Origin of the sequence: Methylobacterium fujisawaense (assembly GCF_039619325.1) — a bacterium.
GTDB classification, from domain to species: Bacteria; Pseudomonadota; Alphaproteobacteria; order Rhizobiales; family Beijerinckiaceae; genus Methylobacterium; species Methylobacterium fujisawaense.
In genome coordinates, this window is record NZ_CP155000.1 from 6,428,266 (window position 1) to 6,444,819 (window position 16,554).

A 16,554-nucleotide genomic window follows, 5' to 3' on the forward strand; every position below is an offset into this window, starting at 1 on the left:
CCGGCCCGCTTCAGGCCATGCCGGCCGCCGCCGCGGCGCGTGCCGCCCGCGTCAGTCCGGACGCGACCTTGTACTCCGTCGGCGTCTGCCCGAAGCGCTCCTTGAAGCGGCGGGAGAAGTGCGCCTGGCTGGCGAACCCGCATTGATACGCGATCAGGCCGACCGGCACGACGCCGTTGACCGGATCGGCCAGCTTCGCGTGCGCCAATTGCAGACGGCGCTCCCACATCCAGTCCATCAGTGCGATATTCTCCGCGCTGGCCACCTCCTGAAGCCGGCGGACCGAGATATTGAGCGCGGCCGCGACATCGTTGATCGACAGGCCCTCGACGCCGATATGGTCGATGATGAAAGCCCGCGCCCGGCTCAGGATCGCGGCGCCGCCCAGGGACCGGGGCGCGTCGGACTCCACTTTCTCCGCAAAGCCGGCCGCGATGAGTTGAACGGCAATCGCAGCCACGCGCGCCTGGCAGGCCGGATCGAGGGTCGCGCCGTGCTTGATCAGCGCGGACAGGTACGAGACGATGATAGGAAAGCTGGTCTGCGTCGCGTCGATCGACAATCCCGTCAGGCACCGGGCCGGCCCCATCGCCAGCTCCAGCACGGCCCGCGGGATGAAGACATTGATGATGTCCAAGCCTTCAGGATGGGCACCCAGGAAGGGCTGGGTGTTGTCCAGGAGCGAGATCCCGCCGGCACTGGATCGATGGTATTGGCCGTGATCCAGATTGAAGGTCCGCTCCGACGCCAGGATGACGAGATAGAAATCGTTATCGGACGATCGGATGTGAGACCGCGTCCGGACCATGGCGTGGGGCGATCCGACGTAGTGCGCGATCGTGAGGTTGTCGACGGTCAGAGTGTTCAACGCGGCGCGAAAGTTCTTTCGCTCCAGATCCACGAACTCGAAACTGCCGAACATGGTTCGGCATGCCTCAATCCAGTAATCGAAACGCGCCTGGAGCGGCACCGCCTCCGTATTCATCCGCACGGTCGCGTATTCTGATATGTCCCGATCACCGCCGACCCGCGGAAATCGGCCGTCCCCCTCATACATCGCGACCTCGCTCGACGCCGCACGCACGGATCGGCGGGAAGACCCGGATCGCGAGCCGGTCTTGCGCCGCCGGTTGAACGTTACGTGACGCGCAGAACATCAGGAGACCGCTTTTAGCCATCACGGGCTTCACTCGCATCAGACGCGCACCGGTCGAATGCCGCAATCCTACATGGCGAAATCTTGAGCCAATTTCACCTGCAATCGGACCTCGCCCTCAGAGGCACCTGCGGGCGAAGACCAAAGTTGCAGGAATCAGATCGATTCCCGGCAAACAAAGAACTACTTAGGCAGATATTCCAAAATATCGCATTTGAACATGCGACCCCTAGCAGCATGCACTACAGACTTCACGCAAAAAAATTTGGCGCCGCCTTCTGTTCGAATCAATCACATCGAAAGATTTCGACGTCTCCTGCGCCTGCCGGCCGCCGCCGCAGCACGACTTGGCTGAAGCTGGGAAGCGGCCGGGGTTGGACGCGGCAGGACCCGCAACCGGGCCTGGGACAGCCACGCAGTCGTGATCCTGACCTTGGTCGGGCGGCGGAATCGGCGCGCTCTCCGGTTCCGCAGACGGACAACGGACGCGCTACCGCGGCGGCGCCCCGCTGGTTCGGCAGGGCTGCGGCTCACGCCTCCTGTCACGCCTCCTGTCACGCCTCCTGGCCGGCCGCCTCCTGGCGCTCGGGCTCGCGCTTGGCCGGCGGCTTGCCGAGCGCCTTCCCCACGGTGCGCCGGGCCCGGAAGACCGGCTTCGCCTCGTTCTCGCGCTTCTTCAGCAGGGTCCGGTACTCGTCCCGCCGCTCGTGGATCGACGCGATGACGAGCCCCATCGGCACGCCGACATCGACCAGCACGGCCTCCGAGAGCTGCAGGGAGGCCTCGATCGTCTCCGGCACCGCGTCGTCGACGCCGAGTTCGTAGAGGGACGACGCGTGGCGGGCGTCGCGGGCACGGGCCACGATGGTCAGGTCCGGCCGCTCGGCCCGGGCCGCCACCACCGCCGCCTCGACGGCGCGCGGGTTGTCCAGGGTGACGACCAGGGCCCGGGCCGTGGCGATGTCGCAGCGGCGCAGCATCTCGGTGCTGCCGCTGTCGCCGAAATAGACCGGCGCCCCGGCGCGGCGCTGCTCGGCGACCCGGGCGGCGTCGGAATCGAGGGCGAGGTACGGGATCTTGTGCCGCTCCAGCATCTCGCCGACCTGCCGGCCGACGCGGCCGAAGCCCGCCACGATCACCCGGTTCTCCAAGCGCTGCGGCCACGGCTCCGCCTTGGCGGCGGCCTGGGCGCCGGCCGTCGCCCGCATCTTGAGACGCCGGCCGACGGCGGCGAGCGCCGGGATCATGATCATGGTGACGGTGGTGACCACGAGGGCCGCCGCCCCGACCTCCTCCGGCACGAGCCCGGTGGCCATGGCGCCGCCGATCAGCACGTAGGCGAACTCGCCGCCCGGCCCGAGCAGCAGCGCCGTCTCCAGCGCCACCGGCCGGGGGATCTTCAGGACCGGAGCCGCCATCATCACCACGGCGGCCTTGATCAGGACCAGCGCCAGGGACAGTCCGAGGATCGCGCCCGGGCTCGCCATGAGCTGGGCCGGGTCCAGGTTCATGCCCACCGAGACGAAGAACACGCCGAGCAGGAGGCCCTTGAACGGGTCGATCGTCGCCTCGATCGCCCGGCGGTACTCGGTCTCGGCCAGCAGAAGGCCGGCCACGAAGGCGCCGAGCGTCATCGACAGGCCGCTCGCCGCCGCGGTGAGCGCCGTGCCGACGATGACCAGCAGGCAGGCGGCCATGAACAGCTCGGTGGAGCGCGTGCGCGCCACCAGCTGGAACAGCGGGCGCAGGGCGAGGCGGCCCGCCACCACGATCAGGACCAGCGCGATCGCCGCCTGCCCGAGCGCCATGGCCAGCGCCCAGCCCTTGTCGCCGCCGTCGTCGCGGCCGAGCACCGCGATGGCGAACAGGACCGGCGCCACCGCCAGATCCTGGAACAGCAGGACCGCGAAGCTGGTGCGGCCGGTGGGCGCGTTCAGCCGCTTCTGCTCGGCCAGCACCGGCAGCACCACGGCGGTGGAGGACAGGGCGAGGCCGATGCCGACGATCGCCGCGCCGGTGAGCGGCACGCCGAGCCCGTACAGGATCGCCCCGAGGATCAGCGCGGAGCAGCCCACCTGCAGGGAGCCGAGGCCGAAGACCAGCCGGCGCAGCACCCGCAGGCGCTCCCAGGACAGCTCGATCCCGATCATGAACATCAGGAAGATCACGCCGAATTCGGCGAGGTGCGCGATCTCGGCCCGGTTGCCGATGGTGAAGAGGTGAACGGAGGGATAGGTGTCGGCCAGCCGGCCGAGGCCGAAGGGTCCGAGCAGGGCGCCGGCGCCGATGAAGCCGAGCACCGGCGAGATCCGCAGGCGGTGGAACAGCGGCACCACGATGCCCGCTGTGACGAGGAACAGGATCGCTTCCTTGTAGGAGCCGGCATGGACCTCTGGCATCGGCGGCGGATCGAACCTCGTCTCTCGGGGCTGCAGGGGGACGCCGATCACGGCTTCGCGATCATGGGTCGTCGCCGTGCTGCGGGCAACCGCTTTCAGGCCGGGAACGGGCCGGCGCAGGTGCGCTCCGACACAAGCCGGATACATCGATCGGGTGAGACATTTCCGCCACCGGGGCGATGCTGCGGGCGATCACCCGGTGGATGTGTACGGCGGGTGTGTGCAACGCGGCTCAAAATCGGCACAATGGGCGCATACACGCCTGAGTTAACCGGGGGTTAAGCTCGGCCGGGCCCTGCCCGGAACTGGACCGGATGGATGCGACGAGGCCGATGATCTCCATCAAATCGATATTCTCCGGTCCGACAGCGCCCCCCAGCCGCGATCGCGAGCGCGAGAAGCGCGAGTGGAAGCTCGAGTCGGACCGCTGGCGCCACCAGCGCCACGTCGAGAAGGGCTACCGCATCAAGTGGGGCTACGTGGCAATCGCGTACCTCGTCGAGTTCATGGTGATCGGCGCCTCGCTCTGGGGCGCGTGGCTGTTCGCCGGCGTCTACAGCGACGGCGACTGGCACGCCTTCTACTTCATGCTGCTGGCGCCCCTGGTCTACGCCGCGGTGGAGCTGTGCCGGGTGCCGCTGGGCATCCTGGCCCGCACCCAGCGCTCGCATTTCGTGCGCGGGCTGGCGGTGCTGGGCATCATCTTCGCGGCGGGCGTGACCACCAAGTCGGTGTCGCAGCTCGGCGAGATGATGTTCCATCCCCGCCTGATGGAGGCGGCCCGGACCAAGACGGCCCTGAAGGACGCCCAGGCCGACCGTGCGACGATCGGCGACCGCATCAAGGCGGCGGACGAACGCGTGGCCCAGTACACGGCCGAACTCGACCAGATCGAGAAGCGTTCCGCCGACAACGCCCAGCAACTCGCCGGCCTGCCGGCCCAGCGCTGCGAGCGCGTCTTCGGCACCAACAGCAAGGGCCGGAAGTACCAGAACCTGAAATGCGTGGCCGATCCGCGGGTCGCCGCCCTGTCGCAGGGTGTCGCCAAGGCGTCCGCCGACCGCGCCGGGATGATCAAGGACCTGGAGGAGGCCCGCAAGGCCCGCGCCGCCCTCGATCCCGGCGCCGCCGACCGGCGCGTGGCCGATGCCGAGCAGGGCTACCGGAACGCGGTCAACCGCTCGCAGCTCCACTCGTTCACCGCCATGGTCTACGGCGTCGATCCGATCGACGTGACCGAGAGCCAGGTCCACGCCTTCCTGCGGATCTTCGTGTTCCTGCCCGCGGTCTGCGCCGCCTTCGCGTCGACGATCCTGGCCCTCTGCGCGGTCTCGACCCGCCGGACCTTCATGGACGAGGACGACCTCGGCGCCGCCGTGAACCCGGAAGCGGCGCCGTACATGCTCGACGCGATCGCCGACGCCCTGCGTTCGAACCCTGAGCCGATCCTGCCCCGGGCCGCCAACGCCTCGGGGGCGGTGATCCCGATGAACCGCCCGGCGCAAGGCCAGCAGGCGCTGCCCAACCAGGCCCATCCGGGCCAGACCCTCCCTGCCGCTGGAGCCGGCGCATGAACTACGTCGCGAGCGGGACCCCCGAGAATATCGCTCTCGCCCAGCAGGTGAACTCCCGCCTGCGGGCGGATTCGAGCTACGTCGCCGCCCGGGCCTTCCTGTTCCGGGCGCTGGGTTTCGGCGCCTTCGCGTGCCTCGCCGGGATCGGCATCGGGGCGGCGGCCTATGGCTGGGCGACGCTCAACCAGTTCGACACCGCGGCGGAGAAGATCGCCGCCGCCATGCAGGCCGCCCTCTCGGACGTGACCCTGAAGACCAAGGGCGAGGTCACGCTGACCGACAACGTCTTGAAGCTCGAAGGCCTGCCCAAGGCATCCGCGTCGCCGACCCCCACCAAGGCGCAGCTCGGCAGCGACGCGGCCCCGGCCTCGAAGGCGACGGTGAACACCACTTTCACGGTGTTCAAGCAGGTGCCCTATCTCGACGGGCAGATCGTGACCGGCTGGAACTTCAAGGACAGCGCCGACCAGCCCTACCAGCAATATTGCTACTTCTCCCGCCGCACGGCCGAGGCGAAGGGGCAGGTCGAGATCAAGATCGACCTCGCCATGGACGGCAAGACCCTGCCGCAGCCGCAGAAGTCGGACGTGAACCTGGAGATCCTGGCCCGGAACTGCGTCTGGCACGAGAAGGGCTGAGATCGCTCGCGGCGCTACCGTCCTTGCGAGCGGAGCGAAGCAATCCAGGGCGGCGTCACGCCTCGGAACGTCGCGCTGCCCTGGGTCACTTCGCTTCGCTCGCGATGACGGGGCTCGGACAGGTTGGGCCAGATGGGCTCGGCGCTTGCGGCCCGGCCGCGCCCCGCGCTACCCGTTTCCCTCGACCCACCTCTCCGAGACCGCGATGCGCTTTTCCGGAACCGAGACCTACGTCGCGACCCCCGACCTCACCGCGGCGGTCAACGCCGCCGTGGTGCTGGAACGCCCGCTTCTGGTGAAGGGCGAGCCCGGCACCGGCAAGACGGTGCTGGCCGAGGAGATCGCCGGGGGACTCGGTGCGCCGCTGATCGTCTGGAACATCAAGTCGACCACCAAGGCGCAGCAGGGTCTCTACGAGTACGACGCGGTCTCGCGCCTGCGCGACTCCCAGCTCGGCGATCCCCGGGTCTCGGAGATCGGGAACTACATCCGGCGCGGCAAGCTCTGGGAGGCGTTCACCGCGCCCGAGCGCCCGGTCCTGCTGATCGACGAGATCGACAAGGCCGATATCGAGTTCCCCAACGACCTCCTCACCGAACTCGACCGGATGGAGTTCCACGTCTACGAGACCGGCGAGACCGTCAAAGCCGTGCGCCGGCCGATCGTGATCATTACGTCGAACAACGAGAAGGAGCTGCCGGACGCCTTCCTGCGCCGCTGCTTCTTCCACTACATCAAGTTCCCCGACGCCGAGACGCTGCAGCGCATCGTCGACGTCCACTATCCGGGCATCAAGCACCGCCTCGTCGAGGAGGCCCTGCGGACCTTCCTGGCGATGCGCGAGGTGCCGGGCCTGAAGAAGAAGCCCTCGACCTCGGAACTGCTCGACTGGCTGAAGCTCCTCGTCTCCGAGGACATCGCCCCCGAGACCCTGCGCGAGCAGGACGGCCGCAAGCTGATCCCGCCCCTGCATGGGGCGCTCCTGAAGAACGAGCAGGATGTCAGCCTCTTCGAGAAGCTGGCCTTCATGATGCGCCGGGACCAGCGCGGCGGCTGAATTCGCGTGAAGACCCGAGGACTCCCGCCAGAGGAGCCCGGGACAGGGACGGAGCGTGCGGCATGGGCGAGATCGCGATCGTCGGCGGCGGCGTGATGGGGCACGGCATCGCCCTGGTGCTGGCGCTCGGCGGCCACGGCGTGCGGATCACCGACACGTCACCGGAGACCCGCGCGCGGGTGCCCGGCCTGATGGAATCGGCGCTGGCCACCCTGCAGGAGGCAGGGGCCGCGCCCGCGGGCTGGGATGCCGAGCGACTGGCACGGGCCGTCCGGGTCGAGGCGACGCTGGACGCGGCGGTGGCGGGCGCCGGCCTCGTCATCGAGGCGATCACCGAGAATCCGGAGGCCAAGCGCGCCCTGTTCGCCGAGCTCGACCGGCTCTGCCCGGCCGACGCGATCCTCGCCAGCAACACCAGCTATCTCGACGTGTTCCCGCTGATCCCGGAGGCCCGGCAGGCGCGGGCGCTGATCCTGCACTGGTACACGCCGCCCTACATCGTCGACCTCGTCGACGTGGTCCCGGGGCCCGGCACGGATCCGGCGGTGGTCGCCGCCATGGCCGACCTCGTGCGCGGCCTCGGGCAGGTCCCGATCGTGCTGAAGCGCTTCATCCCCGGCTACATCGCCAACCGCATCCAGCAGGCGATCAGCGCCGAGGTGTTCCGGCTCCTCGACGAGGACGTCGCCGCGCCGCGGGACATCGACGAGGCGATCATCCACGGGCTCTCCTTGCGCATCCCGATCCTCGGCCACCTCGCCAAGGCCGACTTCACCGGCCTGGAGCTGACGCAGCGCGCGCTGGCCAACGGCAGCTACGCGCCGCCGCCGCCGCGCACCCGCTCCGAGACCCTCGACGCCCTCTGCGCCGCGGGCCGGACCGGGGTGATGGCGGGGTGCGGCTATTTCGACTGGGGCGGCCGGGCGCCCGCGGAGCTGTTCCGCGAGCGCGACCGCAAGCTCCTGGCGCTCAAGGCGGCGATGGCCGGGATCGGCCGGATGGAGGGATCATGATCGGAGCGGACCTGTCCGGACGGCGCGTCCTCGTCACCGGAGCCTCGTCGGGCATCGGCCTCGCGACGGTGGAGATCTTCGCCCGCAACGGCGCCGCGGTGGCGCTGAACCACCTGCCCGACGATCCCCGCGGTCCCGCCGAGGCCGCGCGACTTGCCGGGACGGGGCTCTCGGTGCTCGCGCTGCCCGGCGACGTGTCGCGGGCGGGCGAGGCCGAGGCGATGGTGGCGGCCGGGATCGACCGGCTCGGCGGCCTCGACGTGCTCGTCAACAATGCCGGAACGTCGGGCTCGACCACGCCCATCGCCTTCGAGGATCTCGACGCGATGAGTGAGGATTTTTGGGCCACGATCCTGGCGACCAACCTCCTCGGGCCGTTCCGCTGCGCCCGGGCCGCGGCCGCGACCCTCAAGGCGAGCCGGGGCGCCATCGTCAACACCGCCTCGGTGGCCGGGCTCGGGCGGCGGGGCTCCTCGGTGGCCTACGCGGCCAGCAAGGCCGGGCTGATCAACCTGACCCGCAGCCTCGCCCGGGCGCTGGCGCCCGACGTGCGGGTCAACGCGGTGGCGCCGGGCCTCGTGGCCACGCCCTGGACCGAGCCCTGGTCGGAGGCGCGCAAGGCCTCGACGGTGGAGCGCACGATGCTCGGTCGCATGGCCCGGCCGGAGGACATCGCCGAGACGATCTTCTTCCTCGCGGCGGGGGCGGCCTACATCACCGGCGAGACGATCACGGTCGACGGCGGGGCGATCTGAGCCCGGGGAGGATACGATGTCGAGCACCACCGTCATCACCTGTGCCCTCACGGGCTCCTTCGACACGCCGAAGAAGAACCCGGCCGTGCCGGTGAGCCCGAAGGCCATCGCCCAGTCGGCCCTCGAGGCCGCCGCCGCCGGGGCCGCGGTGGTCCACATCCACGTCCGCGATCCCGAGACCGCCGCGCCCAGCATGGAGTTGGCCCATTACCGCGAGGTGGTGGAACGGATCCGCGACCAGAACGACAGCGTGATCCTCAACCTGACCACGGGGGCGGGGGGCCGGTTCGTGCCCGGCGATCCCGATCCGGCCGTCGCCGGCCCGGGCACCACCTTCGTGAGCCCGGAAGCCCGCACCCGGCACGTGGCGGCACTCACACCCGAGATCTGCACCCTCGACGTCGCCACGATGAATTTCGGCGAGCACCTGTTCCTCAACACCCCCGGCCACCTGCGGGCGATGGCGGCTCACATCCGGGCGGCGGGCGTGAAGCCCGAGATCGAGGTGTTCGATCTCGGCCAGATCGAGCTGGCCCGGCACCTGATCGCCGAGGGGCATCTGGCGCGGCCGCCGCTGTTCCAGATCTGCCTCGGCATTCCCTGGGGAGCGCCGGCGACACCGGAGGCCCTGGTGGCGATGCGCGCCCGGCTGCCGGAGGACGCGGTCTGGTCGGCCTTCGGCATCGGCCGGGAGGAGTTCCCGATCCTCGCGGTCGCCGCCGGCATGGGCGGCAACGTCCGCGTCGGGCTGGAGGACAACCTGTACCTGTCCCGCGGCACGCTCGCGCCGAGCAACGCCGCGCTGGTGGAGAAGGCCGTGAGCCTGCTGGCCCATATCGACCGTGCGCCGGCCACGCCCGATCAGGCGCGGGCGATCTTCGGGCTGGCGCCGCGGGGCGGTTGAGAGTCCGATTGTAGTCGCTCCCCCGTCATCGCGAGCGCAGCGAAGCGACCCAGGGCAGCGCGACCTCGGCGAGCGTGGTGCGGCTGGATTGCTTCGCTCCGCTCGCAAAGACGGCGGTGTCGTCTCGGGCGGGGAGGGCTGCCCCTGACGGATCGCCGGCATCCTCACGCGCACCCGTTTCAGCCGCGAACCGCCACGGATACGCTGCAATCGGAAACAGCCCGAGCGGCGATCAACGCCGCCGCGTTCGGACAAACAGGGAGAGAGACATGACGGTCCGCCACCACGTCGCGCGACTGCTCGGGAGCTTGTGCGCGCTCGGCGCCGGCGCCGCCTTCGCGGCCGACCTCGTCCCGGTGAAGATCGGCGTCCTGAACGACCGCTCGGGCGTCTACTTCGATTCCACCGGCGAGGGCTCGGTGGTGGCCGCCCGCATGGCGGTCGAGGACTTCAAGCCGGAGGCGCACGGGCTGAAGGTCGAGGTCGTCTCCGCCGACCACCAGAACAAGCCCGATGTCGGCGCCTCCGTCACCCGGCAATGGTACGACCGCGACGGCGTCGACGCGGTGTTCGACGTGCCGACCTCCTCGGTGGCGCTCGCCATCGCGCAGATCACCAAGGAGAAGAACAAGGCCTTCATCAACTCGGGGGGCGGCACCGCCGACCTCACCGGCCCGGCCTGCACGCCCAACACCGTGCACTGGACCTACGACACGGCGGCGCTCGCCAACGGCACCGGCAAGGCGATGCTCAAGCGCGGCGGCAAGACCTGGTACTTCATCACCGCCGACTACGCCTTCGGCCTCGCCCTGGAGCGCGACACCAAGGCCGTGGTGGAGAAGAACGGCGGCACGGTCGTCGGCGGCGTGCGCACGCCCTTCCCGAACCCGGACTTCTCCTCGTTCCTCCTCCAGGCCCAGGCCTCGGGGGCGCAGGTGATCGGGCTCGCCGATGCCGGCCTCGACGCCGCCAACGCCATCAAGCAGGCGCACGAGTTCGGCATCCGCCAGGGCGGCCAGAAGATCGCCGCCCTGCTGATCGCCATCACCGACATCCACTCGCTGGGCCTGGAGGTGGCGCAGGGGCTCGACTTCACGGCCTCGTTCTACTGGGACCTCAACGACGGCACCCGCGCCTTCGCGGAGCGGTTCGAGAAGCGCATGCCCGGCAAGAAGCCGACCTCGTACCAGGCGGGCGTCTACGCCAGCACGCTGCACTACCTGAAGGCGGTGGCGGCCCTGCATTCGGCCAAGGACGGCGCCGCCGTGGTGGCCAAGATGAAGGAGATGCCCACCGACGACCCGCTGTTCGGCAAGGGCTCGATCCGGCCGGACGGGCGCAAGATCCACCCGATGTACCTGTTCGAGGCCAAGGCGCCCTCCGAGTCGAAGGGCGCGTGGGACCTCTACAAGGTGCTGGAGACGATCCCCGCCGAGCAGGCCTTCCGCCCGATGAGCGAGGGCGGATGCCCGATGGTGGCCGGCATGACCGCGAAGTAGGCGTCGGGCGCTCCTTGCGGCACCGCCGTCTTTGCGAGCGGAGCGAAGCAATCCAGACGGCGCGACGCCGGCCGTCGTCGCGCTGACCTGGGTCACGTCGCTACGCTCGTGATGACGGGGAGGGAGACCGCAACCGAAGCGTCCGAACGGAAGCCGTTCACGCCGCCCCGATCCGGTCGAGCGCCGCCATGGCCTCCTCCGGCAGGCTGAGCTGCGCCGCCGCGAGGTTCTCGCGCAGATGGCCGAGGGACGACGTCCCCGGGATCAGCAGGATGTTGGGCGACCGGCGGAGCAGCCACGCGAGCGCTACCTGCATCGGCGTCGCGCCGAGCCCGGCGGCCACCTCCGACAGGGTGCCCGATTGCAGCGGGCTGAACCCGCCCAGCGGGAAGAACGGCACGTAGGCGGTGCCGGAAGCCGCGAGGGCGTCGATGAAGGCGTCGTCGCCCCGGTGGGCGAGATTGTACTGGTTCTGCACGCAGACGATGTCGGCGATCCGGCGCCCGTCCGCGACCTGACGCGGCGTGGCGTTGCTCAGGCCGATCCGGCGGATCAGCCCCCGGCGCTGGAGATCGGCCAGCACGGTGAGCGGCGCCTCGACCGGGCCCTCCGCCGGCCCGTGGACGTCGAACATCAGGCGCAGGTTGACCACGTCGAGGGACTCGACGCCGAGGTTGCGCAGGTTGTCGTGGACCGCCTGCGTCAGCTCCGCGGCCGAGAAGGCTGGGTTCCACGAGGCGTCGGCCCCGCGCTTCGCGCCGACCTTGGTGACGATCACGAGGTCGTCCGGGTAGGGGTGCAGCGCCTCGCGGATGGTCTGGTTGGTGACGTGCGGCCCGTAGAAGTCGCTGGTGTCGATGTGGTCGACGCCCGCGGCGACGGCCGCGCGCAGCACCGCGATGGCGGCGGCGCGGTCCCTGGGCGGCCCGAAAACGCCCGGCCCGGCGAGTTGCATGGCCCCGTAGCCGAGCCGCTTCACCCTGCGGTCGCCGAGTTGGAACGTGCCGGCCTGCGCGATGTCGGTCATGACGGATCTCCTGTTCGCGTCCCGGATGTAGACGCCAGCGATTCGACCGATAAGCGGTGACAATCGGCACGGGCTGTGCGGATCTTCGAACAATGACCCAGGATCTCACGGACCTCGCCGCCTTCGTGACCGTGGCGCGGGCCGGCGGCTTCCGCGAGGCCGCCCGCGCCGGGGGCGGGAGCGCGTCGCGCCTCAGCGAGGCGGTGCGCCGGCTGGAGACGGGGCTCGGCGTGCGCCTCCTGAACCGCACCACCCGCAGCGTCGCGCCCACCGAGGCGGGCATGCGCCTGCTGGAGCGGCTCGGCCCGGCTTTGGCCGAGGTGGAATCCGCCCTCGACGTGGTGAACGGGTTTCGCGACCGGCCGGCCGGGACGCTGCGGCTCAACGTGCCGTTGAGCGCGGCGCGCCTCGTCCTGCCGGCCCTCGTGCCGCCCTTCCTGGCGGCCTACCCGGAGATCCGCCTGGAGGTGGTCGTCGAGGACGGGTTCGTCGACGTGCTGGCGGCGGGCTGCGACGCCGGGATCCGCTACGACGAGCGGCTGGAGCAGGACATGATCGCCGTGCCGATCGGCCCGCGGCGGCAGCGCTTCGCCACCGCCGCGTCCCCGGCCTATCTCGACCGGCGCGGCCGGCCGGAGCATCCGCGCGACCTCCTCGCCCATGCCTGCCTGCTCGGCCGGTTCCCGAGCGGCGCCCTGACGGCGCCCTGGGAGTTCGAGCGCGACGGCGACATCGTCCGGGTGGCCCCGTCCGGGCCGCTGATCGTGCGAGTCGCCGCCAGCGACCTCGCGGTGGAAGCCGCGGTCGCGGGTACCGGGATCGTCCACCTGTTCGAGGACTGGCTGCGCCCGCATCTCGCGAGCGGCGCCCTGGAGCCGGTACTGGAACCCTGGTGGCAGGTCTTCTCCGGCCCGTTCCTCTACTATCCGGGCCGGCGGCTCTTGCCGGCGCCCCTGCGCGCCTTCGTGGATTTCGTCGGCGCGCAGGCGTCGCGCGCTAGAACCGGAGGGTGAAGGTGCCCTTCACGGCCTGATCCTGGGCGCGGGCGCCGGTCTGGCCCGTGTAGGCCACGCCCAGGCTCGCGTTCGGCGCCACCGCCAGATCGAGCCCGACCTGCGCCACCAGCGCGTCCCGGTCGATCGGCACGCCCGCGCTCAGGAAGGCCGGGCCCGTGCCGAACCGCAGCAGGGCCGTCGGCACCACGTCGCCGAACGCCCGCCGGTAGCCGACCAGACCCCGCAGCGTCACCGGAAGACCCAGCCCCAGCTCCAGGCCCGTCTGCGCCCGCACCCCCACGGTCGCCGCGCCCAGATCGTAGTCCCGCGCGACGCTCGCCAGCGCCGCCGCGCCCCCGGTCTCCGCGAAGGCGTCCCGCCGGATGCCGACATACGCCCCGCCGACGAACGGCTCGACGTAGGAGGCCGCCGGCGGCACCGGCACCGCGACGCCGTCCCTCGACACCAGAGCCGCCGGAGCCGGCTGGCCGAGCGCGATCCTCCAGCCGATCTCGCCGAAACCCTGCACCGTATAGCCGCCGCCATGGCCGCTCAGCGTGTCCGACAGCCCGTACAGCACCGCCCGCCGGGTGCGCGTGTCGGTCCCGGCGTAGAGCGCCCCCAGCCGCAGCGACAACGGCCCGACCTCATAGCCGCCATACAGGCCGCCGAAGCCGCTCTTGAGCGTGGCGCTCTCCGCCCGGCTCGTGCCGCCGGACCGGCCGGCGCTGTCGAGATACGCCTCCGTGTAGCCGCCGACCACGCCGACGCGCAGCCCGTTCGACACGCGGACATCCGCGCCCGCCGCGAAGCCGGCGATCTGCCGGTCGAGGTTGAACGCGTTGCCGCCGCCCTCGGCCGTGCCGAAGGCGCCGAAGCCCTGGCCCCAGAGCCCGAACACCTGCGGGTCGAGCGTCCGCACCGGCACGCCCGCCACCACCGGCTGGCGCCCCGGCAGGTCGGCCGCGTAGGCGGCCGGCAGGGTGCCGTAATCGAGGTCGGTGCCGGGGCTGCCCCAGCGCAGGCGGTCGAGCACCGCCTCGCGCACGAAGAACGCGGTCTCGTAGGCGGTAGACACGGTGCCGGCATGGATGTCGCCCGCCAGCGCCCGGAAGGCGTTGCCGGCCTCGGCCGTGGTGAAGGCGACCGCCGCGTCGAAGAGCCGGCCCGGGCCGGCCGCCTGGACGGCGTTGGCCGCCGCCATGCCGTTGCGGCTGGTGGCTGACGCGGCGAACGGCACGTCGTTGCGGGTGAGGGTCAGGTCGACCGCGTCGGTCCGGTAGCGCAGGCCCGGGCTGAGGAAGGCGAGGTTCGCGGTCACGCCGGCGAACTGGCCCGAGACGCCGCCGGCGGCGGAGAGGATCGTGTAGGTGGTGCGCGGACTGTAGGCGCCTGAGGCGGCCAGCACCTGGACGGTGCCGCCCGACAGGGTGGCGCTGCCGGTGGCGGCGAGGCGGTCGGCCTGTCCGGCGGCGTTGGCCTCGACCCGGTAGGTCGAGCCGGCCGCGAAGGCGGCATTGCCGGCGACGGTGAGCGTGCCGATGGAGTTGCCCGGCGCCACCGTGCCCCCCGAGAGCGCGCCGATCCCGCCCACCGTGCCGGAGCCGCCGAGCTCCGCCCCCGGCAGCACCGACACGACCGAGTTGGCGAGGGAGCCGTTCACCGCGAGCCGCCCGGCCTGAACCGTGGTGGCGCCGCTCAGCGTGCTGAGGCCGGTGAGCGTGAGGGTGCCTGAATTGGTCTTGGTCAGGGTCCCGGAGCCCGAGATGGCGTTGGGCAGCGTCCCGTCGACGGATTGATCGACCACGAGGGCCGCGTTGTCGACGATCGCGCCCGTGCCGAAGGCGCCGGCATGGCCGACCAGCGTCCCGCCGCCGATCGTCGTGCCGCCCGCGTAGGTGTTGGCGCCGGCCAGCACCAGGGTGCCGCTGCCGAGCTTCTCGAGGCTGCCCGCGCCGCCGATATCGTTGCGCCACACATCGTAGGCCGAGAAGCCGCCCTTGGCCGCATCCAGGGTGACGCTGACGGGACCGTTGAAGGCCCCGTAGCCGTCGGCGGCGGCGAACAGGTTGATGCGGTCGTAGCCCAGGCCGTTGTCGAGGAACCCGCCGGAGGGCAGCTCGGTGGTGGCGATCACGTCGCGGCGCTGCGCCGCCGTGAGGTAGGGGAAGCGCGTCGCGAGCAGCGCCTCGGCGCCCGTCGGGACCACCGGCGGCAGATTGGTGGGTCCGACCGAGGGGAGACCGTAGGTGAGGCGCGCCGTGTAGGCGGCCTTGTTGCGCGCGTAATCGGAGAAGCGGTCGGTGGCGGGATCGACCGCGGCGTGGGCGCACCGTTCCAGCGGCCCGCCGCAGGCCTGGCTCAGGTAGCTCTGGGCCTGCGCGACGGCGTCCGCCAGCAGGGTCGCGTTGGCCGGGTCGTTGAGCGCCCGGATGGCGAAGTAGGTCGCCAGCACGCGGCCGCCGATCACGTCGGTGGGCGAGTGCATCCCCGCCTCGATGCGGTTGTCACCGAGCTCGCTGGCGCGGGTGAGCAGTTCCTGGAACCGCTGCGGGACCGCGTAGGCCAGGGCGAGGGCCGAGAGGTAGGCGGCGTTGGTGTGGCCGCTCGGGAAGCCGCCATCCGTCGCGGGCGTCGGGCTCTTCTCCGGCACGAGGGAGGGCGGCACGACGAAGCCGAGGCTCTCGCCGTTCAGGCTCTGCCGCCACGGGCGCGGGTAGCTGTAGGCGTCCTTGGCCGGGCTGGTGGAGGCGTTGGTCCGGAACACGTTGACCAGCTGCACGACCTTCCCGAGGGGCGACGTCGTCACGCCGGCGCCGGTGCCCTGGTCGACATACTGGACGCGGGACGTGGTCGCGTCGAAGGCCGGGATCGTGGTGGTCGCCCCGGACCCCGCCAGATAGGCCTGGGTCAGCGGGCCGAGGCCGTCGATGACGCTGTAGCTCTGGTTGCGGCGGTCGTCGTAATAGGCGGCAATCTCCTGCGCGAGAGTCCGCTCCCGCGCCCGCTCGGCGACGATCTGGATGTTGCGCAGCAGGAGGGGCGCCCCGAGGGCCGTGGGCGATCCGGTGTCGTAGGTCCGTCCGGGGATCCAGATCCGCCCGAAGCCCGACAGGATGTCGACGCCGTTGCCCGCACCGGGCGTCTGCGCCTGGGCGCCCGAACCGAGCATCGCGACCGCCAGAGCGGCGATTGAGACCCCATATCCCCGTTTCATGATGCGCTCCCCGACACCGCCCCGTCCGGCCGGTCGCGCGCCCCATATCCAAGATCATCGATGGAAAATCGTCATATTTCGTTCAAAATCTGACGCCTTCTTGATTCGTATCTTCGGAGCAACACTCTGTAAGTCGGCTTATTTTTGGAGCCTGCACGAAGATTACCGGATTTAGTCTATCGCAATATCCGTCAAGAACTGGGTTTCGGCCTTCGATTGCCGCGCACGAGCGGCCGTACCTGAATAGCCGCGCCCGTGGCCGGACGCGGTTGCAGGGGTCGGCGCCAGGCGGGGCAGGGGAGGCGGCCCGGATTGCGCCC

Annotated in this window: 12 protein-coding genes; 8 read left to right on the top strand and 4 right to left on the bottom strand. The window is 70.8% G+C overall.

Translation table 11 applies throughout. The features are described from left to right. Window positions 1-10 precede the first annotated feature (10 nt). Complete coding sequence (locus ABC766_RS30660; RefSeq protein WP_345820286.1) at window positions 11-970, bottom strand: helix-turn-helix domain-containing protein; 960 nt, start codon at window positions 968-970, stop codon at window positions 11-13. Window positions 971-1,710: 740 nt separating this feature from the next. Further along, window positions 1,711-3,555: a cation:proton antiporter gene (locus tag ABC766_RS30665; RefSeq protein WP_345820287.1), complete on the bottom strand. Its 1,845-nt coding sequence runs from the start codon at window positions 3,553-3,555 to the stop codon at window positions 1,711-1,713. Window positions 3,556-3,869: 314 nt separating this feature from the next. Between ABC766_RS30665 and ABC766_RS30670 the strand changes: the two genes are divergently transcribed. The 7 genes from ABC766_RS30670 to ABC766_RS30700 all read left to right on the top strand — a co-directional run bounded on the left by ABC766_RS30670 (window position 3,870) and on the right by ABC766_RS30700 (window position 10,995). Then, the gene (locus tag ABC766_RS30670) at window positions 3,870-5,129 is read left to right on the top strand and encodes a hypothetical protein (protein WP_043347420.1); all 1,260 of its coding nucleotides are present in this window, start codon (window positions 3,870-3,872) and stop codon (window positions 5,127-5,129) included. Continuing rightward, entirely contained in the window at window positions 5,126-5,767 is a 642-nt protein-coding gene (locus ABC766_RS30675; RefSeq protein WP_043347422.1) for a hypothetical protein, read from the top strand. Before ABC766_RS30670 ends, ABC766_RS30675 begins: the two co-directional genes overlap by 4 nt. Window positions 5,768-5,972: 205 nt before the next feature. Continuing rightward, window positions 5,973-6,824: a MoxR family ATPase gene (locus tag ABC766_RS30680; RefSeq protein ID WP_342142603.1), complete on the top strand. Its 852-nt coding sequence runs from the start codon at window positions 5,973-5,975 to the stop codon at window positions 6,822-6,824. 62 nt (window positions 6,825-6,886) lie between these two features. After that, window positions 6,887-7,837: a 3-hydroxyacyl-CoA dehydrogenase family protein gene (locus ABC766_RS30685; RefSeq protein WP_342142601.1), complete on the top strand. Its 951-nt coding sequence runs from the start codon at window positions 6,887-6,889 to the stop codon at window positions 7,835-7,837. Next, window positions 7,834-8,592, top strand: coding sequence for an SDR family NAD(P)-dependent oxidoreductase (locus ABC766_RS30690; RefSeq protein WP_345820288.1), 759 nt, complete (start codon window positions 7,834-7,836; stop codon window positions 8,590-8,592). The genes ABC766_RS30685 and ABC766_RS30690 overlap by 4 nt, the downstream gene beginning before the upstream one ends. A gap of 16 nt (window positions 8,593-8,608) precedes the next feature. Then, window positions 8,609-9,496 (top strand): 3-keto-5-aminohexanoate cleavage protein, encoded by an 888-nt coding sequence (locus tag ABC766_RS30695; RefSeq protein ID WP_345820289.1) that lies wholly within the window; start codon window positions 8,609-8,611, stop codon window positions 9,494-9,496. Window positions 9,497-9,765: 269 nt separating this feature from the next. Next, window positions 9,766-10,995: an ABC transporter substrate-binding protein gene (locus ABC766_RS30700; protein WP_182592253.1), complete on the top strand. Its 1,230-nt coding sequence runs from the start codon at window positions 9,766-9,768 to the stop codon at window positions 10,993-10,995. Between the two features lie 157 nt (window positions 10,996-11,152). On the opposite strand, the gene ABC766_RS30705 is transcribed toward ABC766_RS30700, so the two are convergent. Further along, entirely contained in the window at window positions 11,153-12,022 is an 870-nt protein-coding gene (locus ABC766_RS30705) for an aldo/keto reductase family oxidoreductase (protein ID WP_345820290.1), read from the bottom strand. A gap of 92 nt (window positions 12,023-12,114) precedes the next feature. Between ABC766_RS30705 and ABC766_RS30710 the strand changes: the two genes are divergently transcribed. After that, on the top strand, window positions 12,115-13,035 hold the full coding sequence (locus ABC766_RS30710; protein WP_345820291.1) for a LysR family transcriptional regulator: 921 nt from the start codon (window positions 12,115-12,117) through the stop codon (window positions 13,033-13,035). On the opposite strand, the gene ABC766_RS30715 is transcribed toward ABC766_RS30710, so the two are convergent. Next, on the bottom strand, window positions 13,019-16,234 hold the full coding sequence (locus tag ABC766_RS30715) for an autotransporter domain-containing protein (RefSeq protein ID WP_345820293.1): 3,216 nt from the start codon (window positions 16,232-16,234) through the stop codon (window positions 13,019-13,021). The two genes, ABC766_RS30710 and ABC766_RS30715, sit on opposite strands and share 17 nt — an antisense overlap. Window positions 16,235-16,554 lie beyond the last annotated feature (320 nt).

Coding starts and splice junctions, on each gene's coding strand:
- ABC766_RS30665 (WP_345820287.1), bottom strand. CDS start 3,555: ATGCCAGAGGTCCATGCCGGCTCCTACAAGGAAGCGATCCTGTTCCTC.
- ABC766_RS30670 (WP_043347420.1), top strand. CDS start 3,870: ATGGATGCGACGAGGCCGATGATCTCCATCAAATCGATATTCTCCGGT.
- ABC766_RS30675 (WP_043347422.1), top strand. CDS start 5,126: ATGAACTACGTCGCGAGCGGGACCCCCGAGAATATCGCTCTCGCCCAG.
- ABC766_RS30680 (WP_342142603.1), top strand. CDS start 5,973: ATGCGCTTTTCCGGAACCGAGACCTACGTCGCGACCCCCGACCTCACC.
- ABC766_RS30685 (WP_342142601.1), top strand. CDS start 6,887: ATGGGCGAGATCGCGATCGTCGGCGGCGGCGTGATGGGGCACGGCATC.
- ABC766_RS30690 (WP_345820288.1), top strand. CDS start 7,834: ATGATCGGAGCGGACCTGTCCGGACGGCGCGTCCTCGTCACCGGAGCC.
- ABC766_RS30695 (WP_345820289.1), top strand. CDS start 8,609: ATGTCGAGCACCACCGTCATCACCTGTGCCCTCACGGGCTCCTTCGAC.
- ABC766_RS30700 (WP_182592253.1), top strand. CDS start 9,766: ATGACGGTCCGCCACCACGTCGCGCGACTGCTCGGGAGCTTGTGCGCG.
- ABC766_RS30705 (WP_345820290.1), bottom strand. CDS start 12,022: ATGACCGACATCGCGCAGGCCGGCACGTTCCAACTCGGCGACCGCAGG.
- ABC766_RS30710 (WP_345820291.1), top strand. CDS start 12,115: ATGACCCAGGATCTCACGGACCTCGCCGCCTTCGTGACCGTGGCGCGG.
- ABC766_RS30715 (WP_345820293.1), bottom strand. CDS start 16,234: ATGAAACGGGGATATGGGGTCTCAATCGCCGCTCTGGCGGTCGCGATG.